At 69.1% G+C, this 13980-nt stretch carries 15 protein-coding genes; 12 read left to right on the top strand and 3 right to left on the bottom strand.

Annotated elements, in window-relative coordinates:
- The 3 genes from dprA to AWU67_RS04255 all read left to right on the top strand — a co-directional run bounded on the left by dprA (position 1) and on the right by AWU67_RS04255 (position 3312).
- Positions 1-1269, top strand: coding sequence for a DNA-processing protein DprA (dprA, locus tag AWU67_RS04245; protein ID WP_082716766.1), 1269 nt, complete (start codon positions 1-3; stop codon positions 1267-1269).
- Between the two features lie 172 nt (positions 1270-1441).
- Positions 1442-2395 carry a metallophosphoesterase gene (locus AWU67_RS04250; protein ID WP_067226887.1) on the top strand — a complete coding sequence of 318 codons (954 nt, stop codon included), beginning with the start codon at positions 1442-1444 and terminating at the stop codon, positions 2393-2395.
- Positions 2392-3312, top strand: coding sequence for a tyrosine recombinase XerC (locus AWU67_RS04255; protein WP_067226888.1), 921 nt, complete (start codon positions 2392-2394; stop codon positions 3310-3312). The genes AWU67_RS04250 and AWU67_RS04255 overlap by 4 nt, the downstream gene beginning before the upstream one ends.
- A gap of 45 nt (positions 3313-3357) precedes the next feature.
- Here AWU67_RS04255 and AWU67_RS04260 read toward each other — a convergent pair whose 3' ends face one another.
- A complete protein-coding gene (locus tag AWU67_RS04260; RefSeq protein WP_067226889.1) occupies positions 3358-3888 on the bottom strand; it encodes a M23 family metallopeptidase in 531 nt (176 codons plus the stop codon).
- Between the two features lie 263 nt (positions 3889-4151).
- Between AWU67_RS04260 and rpsB the strand changes: the two genes are divergently transcribed.
- The 9 genes from rpsB to AWU67_RS04305 all read left to right on the top strand — a co-directional run bounded on the left by rpsB (position 4152) and on the right by AWU67_RS04305 (position 10900).
- Positions 4152-5069, top strand: coding sequence for a 30S ribosomal protein S2 (gene rpsB / locus AWU67_RS04265; RefSeq protein ID WP_067226890.1), 918 nt, complete (start codon positions 4152-4154; stop codon positions 5067-5069).
- 11 nt (positions 5070-5080) lie between these two features.
- Positions 5081-5908 (top strand): translation elongation factor Ts, encoded by an 828-nt coding sequence (gene tsf, locus AWU67_RS04270; protein WP_067226891.1) that lies wholly within the window; start codon positions 5081-5083, stop codon positions 5906-5908.
- A gap of 201 nt (positions 5909-6109) precedes the next feature.
- Positions 6110-6826, top strand: a complete 717-nt coding sequence (pyrH, locus tag AWU67_RS04275) for a UMP kinase (RefSeq protein WP_067226892.1) — start codon at positions 6110-6112, stop codon at positions 6824-6826.
- 41 nt (positions 6827-6867) lie between these two features.
- Complete coding sequence (frr, locus tag AWU67_RS04280; RefSeq protein WP_067226893.1) at positions 6868-7422, top strand: ribosome recycling factor; 555 nt, start codon at positions 6868-6870, stop codon at positions 7420-7422.
- 8 nt (positions 7423-7430) lie between these two features.
- Complete coding sequence (locus AWU67_RS04285) at positions 7431-8450, top strand: phosphatidate cytidylyltransferase (RefSeq protein WP_082716767.1); 1020 nt, start codon at positions 7431-7433, stop codon at positions 8448-8450.
- Positions 8451-8506: 56 nt separating this feature from the next.
- The gene (locus AWU67_RS04290) at positions 8507-9058 is read left to right on the top strand and encodes a DivIVA domain-containing protein (protein ID WP_067232143.1); all 552 of its coding nucleotides are present in this window, start codon (positions 8507-8509) and stop codon (positions 9056-9058) included.
- A 39-nt stretch (positions 9059-9097) separates the two neighbouring features.
- Positions 9098-9754: a lytic transglycosylase domain-containing protein gene (locus AWU67_RS17665; protein ID WP_067226894.1), complete on the top strand. Its 657-nt coding sequence runs from the start codon at positions 9098-9100 to the stop codon at positions 9752-9754.
- A 31-nt stretch (positions 9755-9785) separates the two neighbouring features.
- Complete coding sequence (locus AWU67_RS04300) at positions 9786-10085, top strand: ATP/GTP-binding protein (RefSeq protein WP_067226895.1); 300 nt, start codon at positions 9786-9788, stop codon at positions 10083-10085.
- Entirely contained in the window at positions 10082-10900 is an 819-nt protein-coding gene (locus AWU67_RS04305; RefSeq protein WP_067226896.1) for an alpha/beta hydrolase, read from the top strand. The genes AWU67_RS04300 and AWU67_RS04305 overlap by 4 nt, the downstream gene beginning before the upstream one ends.
- 120 nt (positions 10901-11020) lie before the next feature.
- Here the strand turns inward: AWU67_RS04305 and AWU67_RS04310 are convergent, their stop codons facing one another.
- Positions 11021-12085: an AI-2E family transporter gene (locus tag AWU67_RS04310; protein ID WP_067232145.1), complete on the bottom strand. Its 1065-nt coding sequence runs from the start codon at positions 12083-12085 to the stop codon at positions 11021-11023.
- A gap of 45 nt (positions 12086-12130) precedes the next feature.
- A complete protein-coding gene (locus AWU67_RS04315) occupies positions 12131-13744 on the bottom strand; it encodes a DivIVA domain-containing protein (protein ID WP_067226897.1) in 1614 nt (537 codons plus the stop codon).
- Positions 13745-13980: the final 236 nt, after the last annotated feature.

The raw sequence follows: 13980 nt of genomic DNA on the forward strand, positions 1-13980 counted from the left end.
ATGTCCGAATCGGGAGTCGACGAGCGCGGGTCCGCCGCACGGGGGATCGCCGAACTGGGAATATCCGACCGGGAGATCGCTGCCCTCGTGCGACCCGTCCGGGTTCGACCCGACGTGGAGCCGGCGGAGGTCTTCGCCCGGGCGACGTGGACGGGCATCGCCGAGCCGGGGGACCGGGCGGCCGGGTTGCTGGTGACCGCGCTGGGGGCGCGCAGAGCACTGGCGGCCGTGATCGGGCACTGGCCGGTCGAACGCATCATCGCGGAGGTGGACCCTGCGGCCCGCGCCGGCCGCGCGGCACTTGGCCGTGAGATGCACGACGCCCTGGCGCGGTGGCGCCCGCGGGTCAACTCGGCCGCCGCCGTGCGAGCGCTGCAGAGCGCCGCCCGCATTGGCTGTCGGCTGGTCGTTCCGGGCGACGACGAGTGGCCGGGCGGAGTCGATGACCTGGGCGTGCACGCGCCGCTGGCGCTGTGGTGGCGGGGGCAGCCGGAGTCGATGCCGGCGATGGGGCGTTCCGTGGCTCTGGTGGGTGCCCGCGCCGCCACCGGCTACGGCGAACACGTGGCGATGGAGGCGTCGGCCGGGCTCGTCGACCGCGGCTTCGCGATTGTCTCCGGTGCGGCGTACGGGATCGACGGGATGGCGCACCGGGCGGCACTGGCCAGCAACGGCGTCACCGTCGCCTTCCTGGCCGGCGGACTGGACCGCTTCTACCCGAGCGGGCACGACGCGCTGCTCGGCAGCATCGTCGATACCGGGGCGGTGCTCTCCGAGCTGCCGTGCGGCGCTGCTCCCACGCGCTGGCGGTTTCTGCAGCGCAATCGCCTGATCGCGACCGCCAGCCAGGCCACCGTCGTGCTGGAGGCCGGGCACCGCTCCGGCTCGCTGAACACGGCGGGGCACGCGGCGGCGGCAGGGCGCCCACTCGGAGCGGTGCCCGGACCGGTGACGAGCCCGGCCTCGGCCGGCTGCCACCGGCTGCTGCGGGACTACGACGCCCGCTGCGTCACGAACGCGGCCGAGATGGCCGAGCTGCTTGAACCGGGCGGCGCCGCCACGGCGCCGGGGCTCCGGCTGGGCGGCGGGGAGGCGAGCCCGGAGCAGGTGCGCGTGCTCGACGCGCTCAGCACGCGGAGCGCGCGCGACGTGAACGATGTGGCCGTGCGCACCGGAATGTCGCCGAACGCGGTGATCGCTGTGCTGGGCGTGCTGGCTGTCGATGGCCTGGCGCGCGAAGACGAGCGCGGCTGGCTGCGCCGGGTCTGAGCACGCCGGGACTGAGCACGCCGGGGCTGAGCACGCCGGGGCTGGGGACGCCGGGCCTGAATGCACCCCGGCTGAGCTATCCCGTGTGTGCGCCCGGCCGTGTCTGGGCTGCGCCGTAAGGTGGTTGCGTTGCAGCATTCACGAGCCAGCAATCACACGAGCAGGAGCGAGCATGACCGGCATCCAGATGGGACAGTACCCGCCCGCCCGGTACGTGATCGCGCACCTCAGCGACACCCACTTCCTCGGTGACGACGCGGCGGGGCTGGCCCGGCCGCTCTACGGCACGGTCGACACTGACCGCACGGCCGCGGCCGCGATGCGCAGGCTCCGCGATATGGGGGTGGCGCTGGACGCGATCGTGATCACCGGCGACATCGCCGACATCGCCGAGGAGGGCGCGTACAGGAGGGTACGAGCCCTCGTCGAACCCGTCGCCGAGGAGCTCGGCGCCACACTGGTCTGGGTGATGGGCAACCACGACGAGCGCGCGGTGTTCCGCCGCGAGCTCCTCGGCGCCGCCGATCCGGCGGGCGCCGTGGAGCCCGGCGCGATGGAGGCCCCGGTCGACCGGGTGGAGCACGTCGGAGGGCTGCGCATCATCACCCTGGACAGCACGGTGCCCGGCTACCACCATGGCGAGATCACGCCGGGGCAGCTGGACTGGCTGCGCGAGGTGCTGGCGACGCCGGCGCCGCACGGCAGTATCCTCGCACTGCACCACCCGCCGATCCCCACCCCGCTGGCGGCGATGACCGTGCTCGAACTGCAGGACCAGCGGGCGCTCGCCGACGTGATCGCCGGCAGCGACATCCGCGCCATCCTGGCCGGGCACCTGCACTACTCCAGCAGCAGCCTGTTCGCCGGCATCCCCGTCTCTGTCGCCGCGGCCACCTGCTATTCGATGGATGTCGCGGCCCCCGACCGGCAGCTGCGCGGTGTGGACGGCGGCCAATCGATGAACCTGGTTCACGTTTACGCGGACCAGGTCGTTCACTCCGTCGTGCCGCTGGTGGAGGCGCCCGTCGTGACCCATTTCGGCGACGGATTCCTGTCCAAGCTGGAAGGCCTCGACGCGCCGGCACGCCTCGAGCTGTTCTCCCGGAAAGCAGACACCGCGCCGTGAGTGCTCCCTTCGACCGGGCAATCGAGGAGTTCGCGCTGTACCTGCGGGTGGAGCGGGGCTTCTCGCCCAACACCGAGCGCGCCTACCGGCAAGACCTGCGCTCCCTGGCGAGCTTCGCCGAGGAACGGGCAGCGGCGGGGCTGGCCGACATCGACCTGGCGCTGTTGCGCGACTGGCTCTGGGTTGGCACAGAGGCGGGACTGGCCAAGGCGAGTCTGGCCCGCCGCGCCGCCTCCGCACGCGGCTTCACCGCCTGGCTCGCGCGCACCGGCCGGGTCGAGCACGATCTGGGTCTGCGGCTGCGCGCGCCGAAACCCGGCCGTGCCCTGCCGCGGGTGGTCGCGCAGACGCAGATGAGCGACATGCTGGGTGGGCTCGCCGGGCGGGCGGCGGCGGGCGAGCCGGTGGCTTTGCGCGATCTGGCGCTGATCGAACTGCTCTACGCCTCGGCGCTGCGCGTCTCTGAGCTGGTTGCCCTCGACGTGGACGCCCTGGACCTGGAGCGGCTCACGGTGCTGGCCCTCGGCAAGGGCAACAAGGAGCGCGTGGTGCCGTTCGGGGTGCCCGCGCTGTCGGCCCTCGTCGAGTACCTGCGCCGCGGCCGCCCCGCGCTGCTGCCGGACGGAGACGCCCCGGCGCCCAAGGCGCTGTTCCTCGGTGCACGCGGCGGGCGTCTCGGCACCAGGGCCGTGCACACGCTCGTGGCCCGGCTGCTCTCCGAACTGCCCGGCTCCGGCCCCGCCGGGCCGCACGCCCTCCGGCACACCGCCGCGACCCACCTGCTGGACGGCGGCGCCGACCTGCGTGCCGTGCAGGAGTTGCTCGGGCACGCCAGCCTCGGCACCACCCAGATCTACACACACGTCTCGACCGAGCGGCTGCGCGAGAGCTACCGGACGGCACACCCGCGCGCCTGACCCCGCGGCCCAATGCAATCAGCCACGCTCATCAGCCGAGCTCACTCAGCCGAGCGGCAGCAGCACGGCGCGCGGGATGCCGCCGAGCAGCAGCATCGGCGACACATACTCGCCGCCCAGCCGCACCCCGAAGTGCAGGCAGCGACCGTCGCAGTGCCCGCCGGCCGCGACCACGCCGAGCTCCTCGCCGCGCACGACCGTGTCACCGGCCACCAGGGCGCTCTCCAGCGGCTCAAAGGAGCTGACCAGGTCGCCGTCATGCCGGATCGAGAGCACGGGGCGGTCCACCACGCGGCCAGAGAACGCCACGATGCCGTCGGCCGGCGCGACGACGGTCGTGCCTGCCCTCGCCTCGAGGTCGATACCGCGATGACCGGCGGAGTAGCGCGTCGGCGGGGCCACGAAGCCGCGCAGCACGACGCGGGGCTCCGCGACCGGCCACTGCCAGTGGCCCAGTCGCTGCACGGCGGCGGGTGAATGGGTCGTGCCGAGCGCGAGCACGGCCAGTAGCTGCAGCACAAGCAGGCATGCCAGGAATGGCGGCTGCGGCAGTGCTCGGATTCCCCGGATCGACATGGTTCCAGCCTGCCGCGGCTGACGCCGACCGCGGGCCTGGCGCCGGGATCTGTGCACAACGGGGCGGGGGAGCGCGGGTGTGCAGGGGAGGCAACGATGCTGTTAGACTTTCCCGAGCAGTGCTGTGCACTGACTACGCGTGCCCTTCAGGCAACACTTCCCTTCGGTCCTTACTTCGTGAGAAGCGGGTCGGTCGTGTGCTGGGCACCAGGCGTGGTGGCCGACCGGTCGCCACGGAAACCGAGAACAAGGAGACCGCCACCATGGCCGTCGTTACCATTCGCCAGCTGCTCGACAGCGGCGTGCACTTCGGGCACCAGACCCGCCGTTGGAACCCGAAGATGAAGCGCTTCATCCTGACGGAGCGCTCGGGCAGCCACATCATCGACCTCCAGCAGTCGCTGACCTACATCGACCGCACCTACGACTACGTCAAGGAGACGGTTGCCCACGGTGGCACCATCCTCTTCGTCGGCACCAAGAAGCAGGCTCAGGGCTCCATCGCCGAGCAGGCTCAGCGCGTCGGCCAGCCGTACGTCAACCAGCGTTGGCTCGGCGGTCTGCTCACCAACTTCCAGACGGTCAGCAAGCGCCTCGCTCGTATGAAGGAGCTCGAGGAGCTCGACTTCGACGACACCACCAAGGGTTTCACCAAGAAGGAACTCCTGATCAAGAAGCGCGAGCTCGACAAGCTTCACAAGTCGCTCGGCGGAATCCGCAACCTCACCAAGACGCCTTCGGCTCTGTGGGTTGTCGACACCAAGAAGGAGCACCTCGCCATTGACGAGGCGCGCAAGCTTGGCATCCCCGTCATCGGCATCCTCGACACCAACTGCGACCCGGACGAAGTCCAGTACCCGATCCCGGGCAACGACGACGCCATCCGCTCGGTTGGCCTGCTCACGCGCATCATCGCCGACGCAGCCGCCGAGGGCCTGATCCAGCGCCACCAGAAGCCCGAAGAGGGTGCAGAGGTTGAGCCTCTCGCCGCTTGGGAAGCCGAGCTTCTCCAGGCTTCCGAGGCTGCTGCCGATGAGGTTGCCCCCGCGCAGTCCTCCGCCGAGACCGAGAAGGTTGCCGACGTCGCGCTTGCCGCCGTCGAGGCCGACTTCGTCGAGGGCGAAGTTGCCGCTGTCGTCGCTGAGGTTGCTGCGGAAGACGCAGCCGCCGAGACCAAGTAAGGACCGAACGTATGGCTAACTTCAACATTGCCGACCTGAAGGCTCTGCGCGAGCAGCTTGGTACCGGCATGACCGACACCAAGAACGCTCTGGTCGAGGCTGAGGGCGACGTCGCGAAGGCGACCGAGATCCTGCGTCTCAAGGGTGCAAAGGGCAACGCGAAGCGTGCCGACCGCTCCACCAGCGAGGGCCTCGTTGCCGTCAAGGAGAGCGCCGGCGCCGTCACGATGATCGAGCTCGCCTGCGAGACCGACTTCGTCGCCAAGAACGACAAGTTCATCGCGCTGTCCGAGAAGGTGCTCGAGGCTGTTGCAGCCGCCGGCGCCAGCACCGTCGAGGAGGGCCTCGCGGCCCCCGTCGACGGCGGCACCGTTGCCGACCTGATCGACTCGCAGGCCGCTACGCTCGGCGAGAAGGTGGAGCTGCGCCGCGTCGCCGCCCTCACCGGTGACGCCGTTGCCGTGTACCTGCACCGCACCTCCAAGGACCTGCCGCCGCAGATCGGTGTTGTCGTCTCCTACAGCGGTGACGACGCCGAGACCGCTCGTGCGATCGCTCAGCACATCGCGATGTTCGACCCGCAGTACCTGACTCGCGATGAGGTTCCGGCCGACATCGTCGAGAAGGAGCGCGAGATCGTCACCGAGATCAGCCGCAACGAGGGAAAGCCGGATGCCGCGCTTCCCAAGATCGTTGAAGGACGCCTCACCTCGTTCTTCAAGCAGGTTGCGCTGCTCGAGCAGGACTACGCTCGCGACAGCAAGATCCAGGTCAAGAAGGTTCTCGAAGACTCCGGTCTGAACGTGACGGGCTTCGCCCGCTTCAAGGCCGGCGCCTAATACGCCATGAAGGAGTCCGGATCACCTACGTGATCCGGACTCCTTTTCTGTGCCTGAACCGATCGGTTCAGGGGCGCAGGTCTGGCCTGGACCGACCGCGCCCGATGCACGACACAGCGCAAAGTGCTGTGTGACGCACTGCGCAAAGCACCGCGCAACACACTAAGTTTTCAGTAATCCCACTCGGAAGGATCCACTCGCATGACTACGACGGAAAAGAAGCGCAGGGTTCTCCTCAAGCTCTCGGGCGAGGCATTCGGTGGCGGCTCACTCGGCGTGAACCCCGATGTGGTGAGCGGGCTCGCCCGCGAGATCGCCGAGGCAGCGAAGACCGTTGAGGTCGCGATCGTCGTCGGTGGCGGCAACTTCTTCCGCGGCGCCGAGCTCTCCCAGCGCGGCATGGACCGCGGCCGGGCCGACTACATGGGCATGCTGGGCACCGTCATGAACGCCCTCGCCCTGCAGGACTTCCTTGAGCAGGCCGGCGCGGAGACCCGCGTGCAGTCCGCCATCTCGATGACTCAGGTCGCCGAGCAGTACATCCCGCGCCGCGCGGAGCGCCACCTGGAGAAGGGCCGTGTCGTCATCTTCGGCGCCGGCGCAGGCCTGCCCTACTTTTCCACCGACACGGTTGCCGCCCAGCGCGCCCTCGAGATCTACGCCGATGTCGTGCTCGTCGCCAAGAACGGCGTCGACGGCGTCTACTCCGACGACCCCCGCACCAACCCCGACGCGCACAAGATCGAGCACATCACGTACCAGGAGGCTCTGCAGAGCGGCCTCAAGGTCGTCGACTCGACGGCGTTCAGCCTGTGCATGGACAACGGCATGCCAATGCAGGTCTTCGGCATGGCCCCTGAGGGCAATGTGACGGCAGCCATCCTCGGCTCCGATCTCGGCACCATCGTCAGCAACTGACAACAACTAAGCTTGAACCACCATTACCTGAAGGAGTCACCGTGATCGCGGATGCCCTGTCCGATGCCACCACCCGTATGAGCAAAGCCGTTGAGGTCGCGAAGGAAGACTTCGCCGGCATCCGTACCGGCCGTGCCAACCCTCAGCTGTTCGCGAAGATCATGGTCGACTACTACGGCACGCCCACCCCGCTTGCACAGCTGGCCTCGCTGGCGAACCCCGAGGCGCGCACGCTCGTTGTGACCCCCTACGACAAGAGCGCGATGCGCGACATCGAGGCGGCTCTGCGCAGCGCACCGAACCTCGGCGCCAACCCCACCAACGATGGCAACATCATCCGGGTGACCCTGCCCGAGCTGACCGAGGAACGCCGCAAGGAGTTCGTCAAGATCGTGCGCACCAAGGCCGAGGACGCCAAGGTTGCCGTGCGCAACATCCGCCGCAAGGCCAAGGATGAGCTGGACGCGCTGAAGAGCGAGGTCGGCGACGACGAGGTTGCCCGCGGCGAGAAGGAGCTCGAAGCGGTGACGAAGACGCACGTCGACGCCATCGACGACGCTCTGAAGCGCAAGGAAGCCGAACTGCTCGAGGTCTAGGACTTCCCATGCAGAGTGTTCCGGATGCCGACCGCACGCCTCCTGGCGAACCCAAGGGTCGAGGGGCGAAAGCCGAGTTGCGTGCGCAGGTGAGGGCCAAGAAATCCGAACTGCGCGCGCAGGCGCAAGCCACCAAGGCCGACATCGAGCGCGGTCTCGACGGGGCCAGGGCGCATCTGGACGCCACCAATGAGCGAATCAAGGCCCGCACCGGGCGCAACCTGATCCTGGCGATCCTGATCGGGCTTGCGCTCGGTGCGGTCACCCTGTTCAGCCTGATTGTGATCAAAGAGATCTTCATGATCTTCGCGATCGTGCTCGTGCTCTTTGCCAGCTACGAGTTCGCCTCGGCGCTGCGGGCGGGCGGGCGGCACGTTCCGCGCATTCCCACCGTCATCGCGGCCATGGCAGTCGTGCCTGCGGCGTTCTACGGGGGAGCGGCCGGCCAGTGGGTGTCCATCCTGCTCGGCACGTTCTTCGTCGTGCTCTGGCGCCTCGTCGAGCAGGCCGTTCCGGCGCGGCGCACCCCGCGGGGAGCCCTGCTGCCGGATCTCGGCGCCTCCGTCTTCGTGCAGATCTACGTCACGTTCCTGGCCAGCTTCGCCGTCGTGCTCGTCGGCCAGGACGGCGGCGAATGGTGGACGCTCGCGTTCCTGATCGTCGTGATCGCGGCCGACACCGGCGCCTACGCCAGCGGGCTGATGTTCGGCAAGCACCCGATGGCGCCCGTCATCAGCCCCAAGAAGACCTGGGAGGGCTTCGCCGGCGGCGCCGTGGCGACGATCATCGCCGGTGTGCTGCTCGCGCTGTTCATGCTCGACCAGCCCTGGTGGTTCGGCTTAATCTTCGGTGTCTGCATGCTGCTGAGCGCGACGCTCGGCGATCTCGCCGAGTCGCTGATCAAGCGCGACCTCGGCATCAAAGACATGAGCTCCTGGCTGCCCGGCCACGGCGGCTTTCTCGACCGGCTTGACTCAATCCTGCCGTCGGCGGCTGTCGCCTTCGTGCTCTACCTGATTTTCGTGTGATGACGGCGAACCCGATCACACCCACGAACCTGATCAACACAAAGGAGAAAAGTTCGGTGAGTACGACCTTTCCCCGGGCACGTCGCCCGAAACTTGGCTACAAGATCGAGCAGGTCGAGGAGTTCCTGCAGGTTGCCCGAGCCGTCTACGACGGCACGGCACCGGCCGGCACCACGCTGAGCGCCGACGGCATCCGCCGCACGGCCTTCGCCATGGCGAAGAACGGGTATTCGACGGCCCACGTTGATGCCGCGCTCGAACGCCTCGAGGATGCCTTCGCCGCCCGTGAGCGCGAGCAGGCCGCCCAGGCGATGGGCGACGCCGCCTGGTTCCAGGAGGCGCGCAGCAGCGCGCAGGAGATCCTGAACCGGATCGCCCGCCCGGCCAAGCACCGGTTCCAGCGGGTCAGCTTCCTGACCGTCGGGTACAACGTCGACGACGTCGACCGGTTCACGACTCGCCTCGCCTCCTACTTCGAGAAGGGCACGCCCGTCACCGTCGACGACGTGCGCACCGTCGTGTTCCGCCCGCAGCGCGGCGGCTACCGCGAGGTGCAGGTCGACGTGGTGCTCGACGCCGTCGTCGACGTGATGTTGGCCGTTCGTTGATGGACTCCGGCCGACGTTCTCCGCTAGCATCGGGGGATCGTGGGTAGACACACCGGCACCATCGAACCCGTCCAACAGAGCATCGCGGTCAGGGTTCCGTATCGCAGACCCCGTTCGCGCGGGCGCGTCGCCCTCTTCACCTTCGCGTTCACGGCCGCCGTGGCGTTCATCCTGGTGAACGTCGTCGACCCGTACTCCGGCGCCGTCGCCTCCCCGTACTTCCAGGTCGGCGACCGCTTCGGCGGGCAGCCGGCCCAGGCCGTCGCCGTGGCCGGCTCCTACACGAACACCATCGTGCACGACAGCTTCTCGGCCGAGGCGCCGCCGCCCCCGAAGCCCGTCGTCGTCGAGACGGCGAGTTCCGGTTGGGCCCCGCCAGCCATCAGCCCGGACCCCGGATCGGCGCAGGCCTACGCCCAGACCGCCGTCGCCGCCCGCGGCTGGGGCTCCAACGAGTTCGACTGCCTGGTGGCCCTGTGGAGCCGAGAGTCCGGATGGCGGGTCAACGCCTACAACGCGTCCAGCGGTGCCTACGGCATCCCGCAGTCGCTGCCCGGCTCCAAGATGAGCTCTGCCGGCTCCGACTGGGAGACCAACGCCGGCACGCAAATTGAGTGGGGCCTCGGCTACATCAGCGGCCGCTACGACTCGCCGTGCGGCGCATGGGCCCATTCGGAGGAGTCCGGCTGGTACTGAGCCGGGCCGGCACGCTGCCTAGAATGGGTGCATGCCCCGCAACAACCGCCCCTCACGCAGTTCAGCCGGGCGCCCGGACGATGAGCAGAACGGCCTCGGCCGGATGCTGGCCGGCTGGAAGCGCACAGAGCAGAAGCGCGACGGCGAGTGGTGGGTGCAGCCGGTCGGCGGCTCGGCCGCAGGCAAGGTCTACCTCTGCCCCGGATGCCGGCTCGAGATCACACCCGGCGTCGCCCACGTCGTCGCCTGGCGTGCCGACGGCCTGATGGGCGACGACGCTTCGCTGGCAGACCGCCGGCACTGGCACAGCCACTGTTGGAGGCTCAAATGACGCACAGCGACCAGATCAAGACCGACAGCGCGCACAGCGACGCGGTGAACGCCGGCGTTGCCCCCGGCACGCCGATCCGCGGCGGCATCGAGCTTCCAGCGCTCCGCGAGGAGATCGAGCTGCACACCGGCGACGGCCTGACGCTCGTCGGCGAGCTGGCGCTGCCCGTCGGCCGCCCGCCCGTTGCGACGCTGGTCACGCTGCATCCGCTGCCAACGGCTGGCGGCTTCATGGACTCCCACATCCTGCGCAAGGCGGCCGCCCGGTTGCCCGCCCTGGCCGACCTCGCCGTGCTGCGGTTCAACACGCGAGGCACCAGCTCGCCGCGCGGCACCAGCGACGGCAGCTTCGGCGAGGGCATCGGCGAGCAGGCGGATGTCGCCGCCGCCATGGCGTTCGTCGCCGAGCGCGGCCTGCCGAACCCGTGGCTGCTCGGCTGGTCGTTCGGCACCGAGCTCGCCATCAAGTACGGGCTGGAGCACCCGATCTCGGGCGCGATCCTGCTCTCGCCGCCGCTGCACCGCGCGAGCAGCGCGGAGCTGGGCGCCTGGGCGGGCTCCGGTACGCCCCTGATCGCGCTGATCCCCGAGTTCGACGACTACCTGCGGCCGGCAGAGGCCGCAGAGCGCTTCGCCGTGGCGCCGGACGCCCGGCTGATCAACGTCGAGGGCGGCAAGCACCTCTGGGTGGGGGAGAAGCAGACCGCACGGGTGCTCGCCGAGATCGTCGACGCCGTCAACCCGGCCGCGTCACCGCTGTCGGAGGTCTGGCCCGGTACCGTGCACAACCCAACGGCCACCACCACTGGCAGTTAGGCCGCGGCGCCTCGCGCCTCGCGGCCCGCGAAAAGTCTCGCGGCCCGCGAAAAGTCTCGCGGCCCGCGATAAATCGAGTGCCGCGAGACTTTTCGGGTGCCACGAGACCGTTCGGCCAGCCTAGAGCGTGTTCTGCCGGGGGATGACGACCTGCTTGATGATGAGCAGGATGGCGGCCGCGGTGGGGATCGCGATGAGCGCGCCGAGCAGACCGAGCAGGCTGCCGCCGGCCAGGGCGGCGATGACGACGACGGATGCCGGCACCGCGACTGCCTTGTTCATGATGCGCGGGCTCAGCACGTATGCCTCGACCTGCATGTAGACGATGTAGTAGATCGCCGCGACGAGCGCCGTGAGCGGCGAGCCGAGCCCGGGGATCAGGCAGACCAGCACGATGATCACGGAGCCGGTGATCGTTCCGACCAGCGGCACCAGTGAGAACGTGAACGCAAGCAGGGCCAGGACGGCGGGGAACGGCGCCTGGATGATGCTGAGGAAGATGAAGCTCAGCGCGCCGTTGACGAGCGCGAGGGTCACCTGCCCGACGACGTAGCGGCCCACGGATTGCGTGATTTGCTCGCTGAGGTCGGTGAAGCGCTCCCGCTTGCTCGCCGGGACCAGCTGGTAGAGCCCGCGCTTCATCGACGGCAGGCTGCCGGCGAAGTAGAGCGTCAGGATCAGCACGATCGCGAAGCCGAACAGGCCAGAGGCCAGCACGGCGGCGAACTGCAGCACGCCACCGAACACGCCGGCGAGCTGGTCGGGATTGGTGACGAAGTCGTTGATGGCCTTGGTGACAGCCGCGACGATCTCCTCGACCTGCAGGTTGGGGAAGGTGTCTTTCAGGGCCGTCACCACCTCGCCGGAGACGAAGCGGCGGGTGAGCTCGGGGACGAACCGGATCAGCTGGTCGATCTGCTGGCTGATGATCGGGATGACGGCGAAGACCACACCGGTGAGCGCCGCCACCACGGCGCCCAGCACGGTGAGGATCGCCGCCCACCGGGGAAAGCGGTGCCGTTCCAGGAACGCGATCGCAGGGTCGAGGCCGAGCGAGAGGAACAGCGCAGCGCCGATGTAGGTGAGGATCGTGGACAGCGAGGCGATCGAGGTGAGGATCAGGATGCCGAGGCCGACGCCGAGCGTGGCCACCAGACCGAGCCGGAAGGCATTCTGAATCTTCAACTGTCCCGCCATCGCGCACCCCCATCGGCGGCGGCCGGACGGAGGTTACTCCGTGTCTGACGCCACCTGCTCTGCTTGCTTCAGAACGCCGCGCAGGCTTTCGAAGTATCCGGCGACGGCGTCGCGCTCAATCCTAATCTGCGACAGGCGATCCTCCGCGTCCGCCACGAGCGCCTTGGTGCGCTCCGTGGTCTCGGCGAGCCGCTGCGCAGCGGTGGCCTCGGCGTTGCTGAGGGTGCGGGCGCCCGATTCCTCGGCGTCCTCGATGATGGCACGGGCCTCGTCGCGGGCGCCTGCGCTCAGGCGGTCGGCCTCTGCGCGGTTCTCGGCGGCCCGGCTGATTGCCTCGGCCAGCTGGGCGTTCGCGTCATCCAGGAACTTCTGCGTCTGGGCGACGGCCTCCTGGTGGCGCTGCAGGTGCTCCTGCTCCGCCTCGTCGCGGCGGGCCTTCAGCTCGACGTCAAGGTCGATGCGGGCCTGCTCGATCTCGCGGCGCATCTTCTGCACCTCGTGACCGGTCTTCTTGCGGCTGGCGGCCAGCTGGTTCTCCAAGTCGATGCGGGCCTGCTCGGCATCCGCAGCGAAGTCGGCGCGCGCCTGGTCCTGCTCAAGAGCCAGGTCTGCCCGGGCCTGCTCGGTGTCGCCGTCGTGGCGGCTCCTGGAACGCTCCAGCTCGTGGCTGAGCTTCAGCCTGGCGGTCTCGATCTCGCGGGCGAGGTCGGTCTTCTCCTGCTCACGGGCCTCGGCGATCTCTGCGCGGCTCTGCTCGATCTCACGCCCCATGTCGGTGCGGGCCTGCTCCAGCTCGATCACCAGTTCGGCGCGTGCCTCGGCGATCTCGGCGGCGAGGGCCTGGCGGGAGTCGGTGGTCTCGCGCTCCAGGTCGAGGCGGGCCTGCTCGTTGTCGCGCTCCAAGTCGAGGCGGGCCTGCTCGGTCTCGCGGGCGAGGTCGGCGCGGGCCTGGTCGAGTTCGAGGGCGACCTCCGAACGGGTCTGCTCCGTCTCCTGCGCCAGACCGGCGGCGGCCGAGCGGGCCTCTGAGGCCTCGCGGTTGGCGACGACGACGACCTCGGCGGCTTCGCGTTCTGCCTCGGCGCGGATGGCGGCGGTCTCGCGCTTGGCGGTGGCTCGGAGTTCAGCGGCCTCGGTGGCCACCGCTCCACGGATGGCGGCGGCATCCCGCAGCGCCTCCTGGGTGATGTGCTCCTGCTCGTCGCGCACGCGGGCGACGATGTCGTCGGCCTCGAGGCGTGCGGCCTCGAGCAGGCGTGCTGCCTTGGCCCTGGCGTCGCTCACGGTGCGCTCGGCCAGCGATGCGGCTTCGGTGCGCAGCTTCTCGACCTCACCGGCGGCGGAGCTGCGCAGCTTCTCGGCGTCGATGTCGGCCTGGGCGATCAGTCGGGTGGACTGCTCCTCGGCGACGCGCAGTGTGTTCTCGAGCTTGGTACCGAGCCCGGAGAAGGTCGGGCTGCCCACTTCTTCGAGCTCGGCGGTGAGCTCGTCGATGCGCACGCCGAGGCGCTTGATCTCCTTGGCGGCATCCACACCATGCGCGTTCGACTTGATGAGGTCACGGCGCATGCCCTGAAGGGCCTTGTCGACCTCGTCCTTGTCGTAGCCCCGGAATACCTGGGTGAACTCGGTCTCGTCGCTTGCCACGATCGCTCTCCTTATAAGTGGGTCAGAGCAGCGCAGAGGAACACGCTGCGAGCCTCCCTGATTTTAGCGACATTTTTTGACAGGTGCCGACGCCCACACAGCACTGTCGGATGGCTGGTTAGGGTGACTTTCAGCTAGTTCCGATAGTCTCAAATGTCTTTGGCTGTTGCCATTTCGACCTGTGAACGGCGGATCCTCACCGTTGCACGGCGCCCCCGCGCCTGTGCGGTCGTGGT

The sequence above is a fragment of the Microterricola viridarii genome (assembly GCF_001542775.1).
In the GTDB taxonomy this organism is placed as follows: Bacteria; Actinomycetota; Actinomycetes; order Actinomycetales; family Microbacteriaceae; genus Microterricola; species Microterricola viridarii_A.

What these genes read in the sequence shown, in the direction of transcription:
- dprA (WP_082716766.1), top strand. Translation starts at nt 1, where the DNA reads ATGTCCGAATCGGGAGTCGACGAGCGCGGGTCCGCCGCACGGGGGATC.
- AWU67_RS04250 (WP_067226887.1), top strand. Translation starts at nt 1,442, where the DNA reads ATGACCGGCATCCAGATGGGACAGTACCCGCCCGCCCGGTACGTGATC.
- AWU67_RS04260 (WP_067226889.1), bottom strand. Translation starts at nt 3,888, where the DNA reads ATGTCGATCCGGGGAATCCGAGCACTGCCGCAGCCGCCATTCCTGGCA.
- rpsB (WP_067226890.1), top strand. Translation starts at nt 4,152, where the DNA reads ATGGCCGTCGTTACCATTCGCCAGCTGCTCGACAGCGGCGTGCACTTC.
- tsf (WP_067226891.1), top strand. Translation starts at nt 5,081, where the DNA reads ATGGCTAACTTCAACATTGCCGACCTGAAGGCTCTGCGCGAGCAGCTT.
- pyrH (WP_067226892.1), top strand. Translation starts at nt 6,110, where the DNA reads ATGACTACGACGGAAAAGAAGCGCAGGGTTCTCCTCAAGCTCTCGGGC.
- AWU67_RS04285 (WP_082716767.1), top strand. Translation starts at nt 7,431, where the DNA reads ATGCAGAGTGTTCCGGATGCCGACCGCACGCCTCCTGGCGAACCCAAG.
- AWU67_RS04300 (WP_067226895.1), top strand. Translation starts at nt 9,786, where the DNA reads ATGCCCCGCAACAACCGCCCCTCACGCAGTTCAGCCGGGCGCCCGGAC.
- AWU67_RS04305 (WP_067226896.1), top strand. Translation starts at nt 10,082, where the DNA reads ATGACGCACAGCGACCAGATCAAGACCGACAGCGCGCACAGCGACGCG.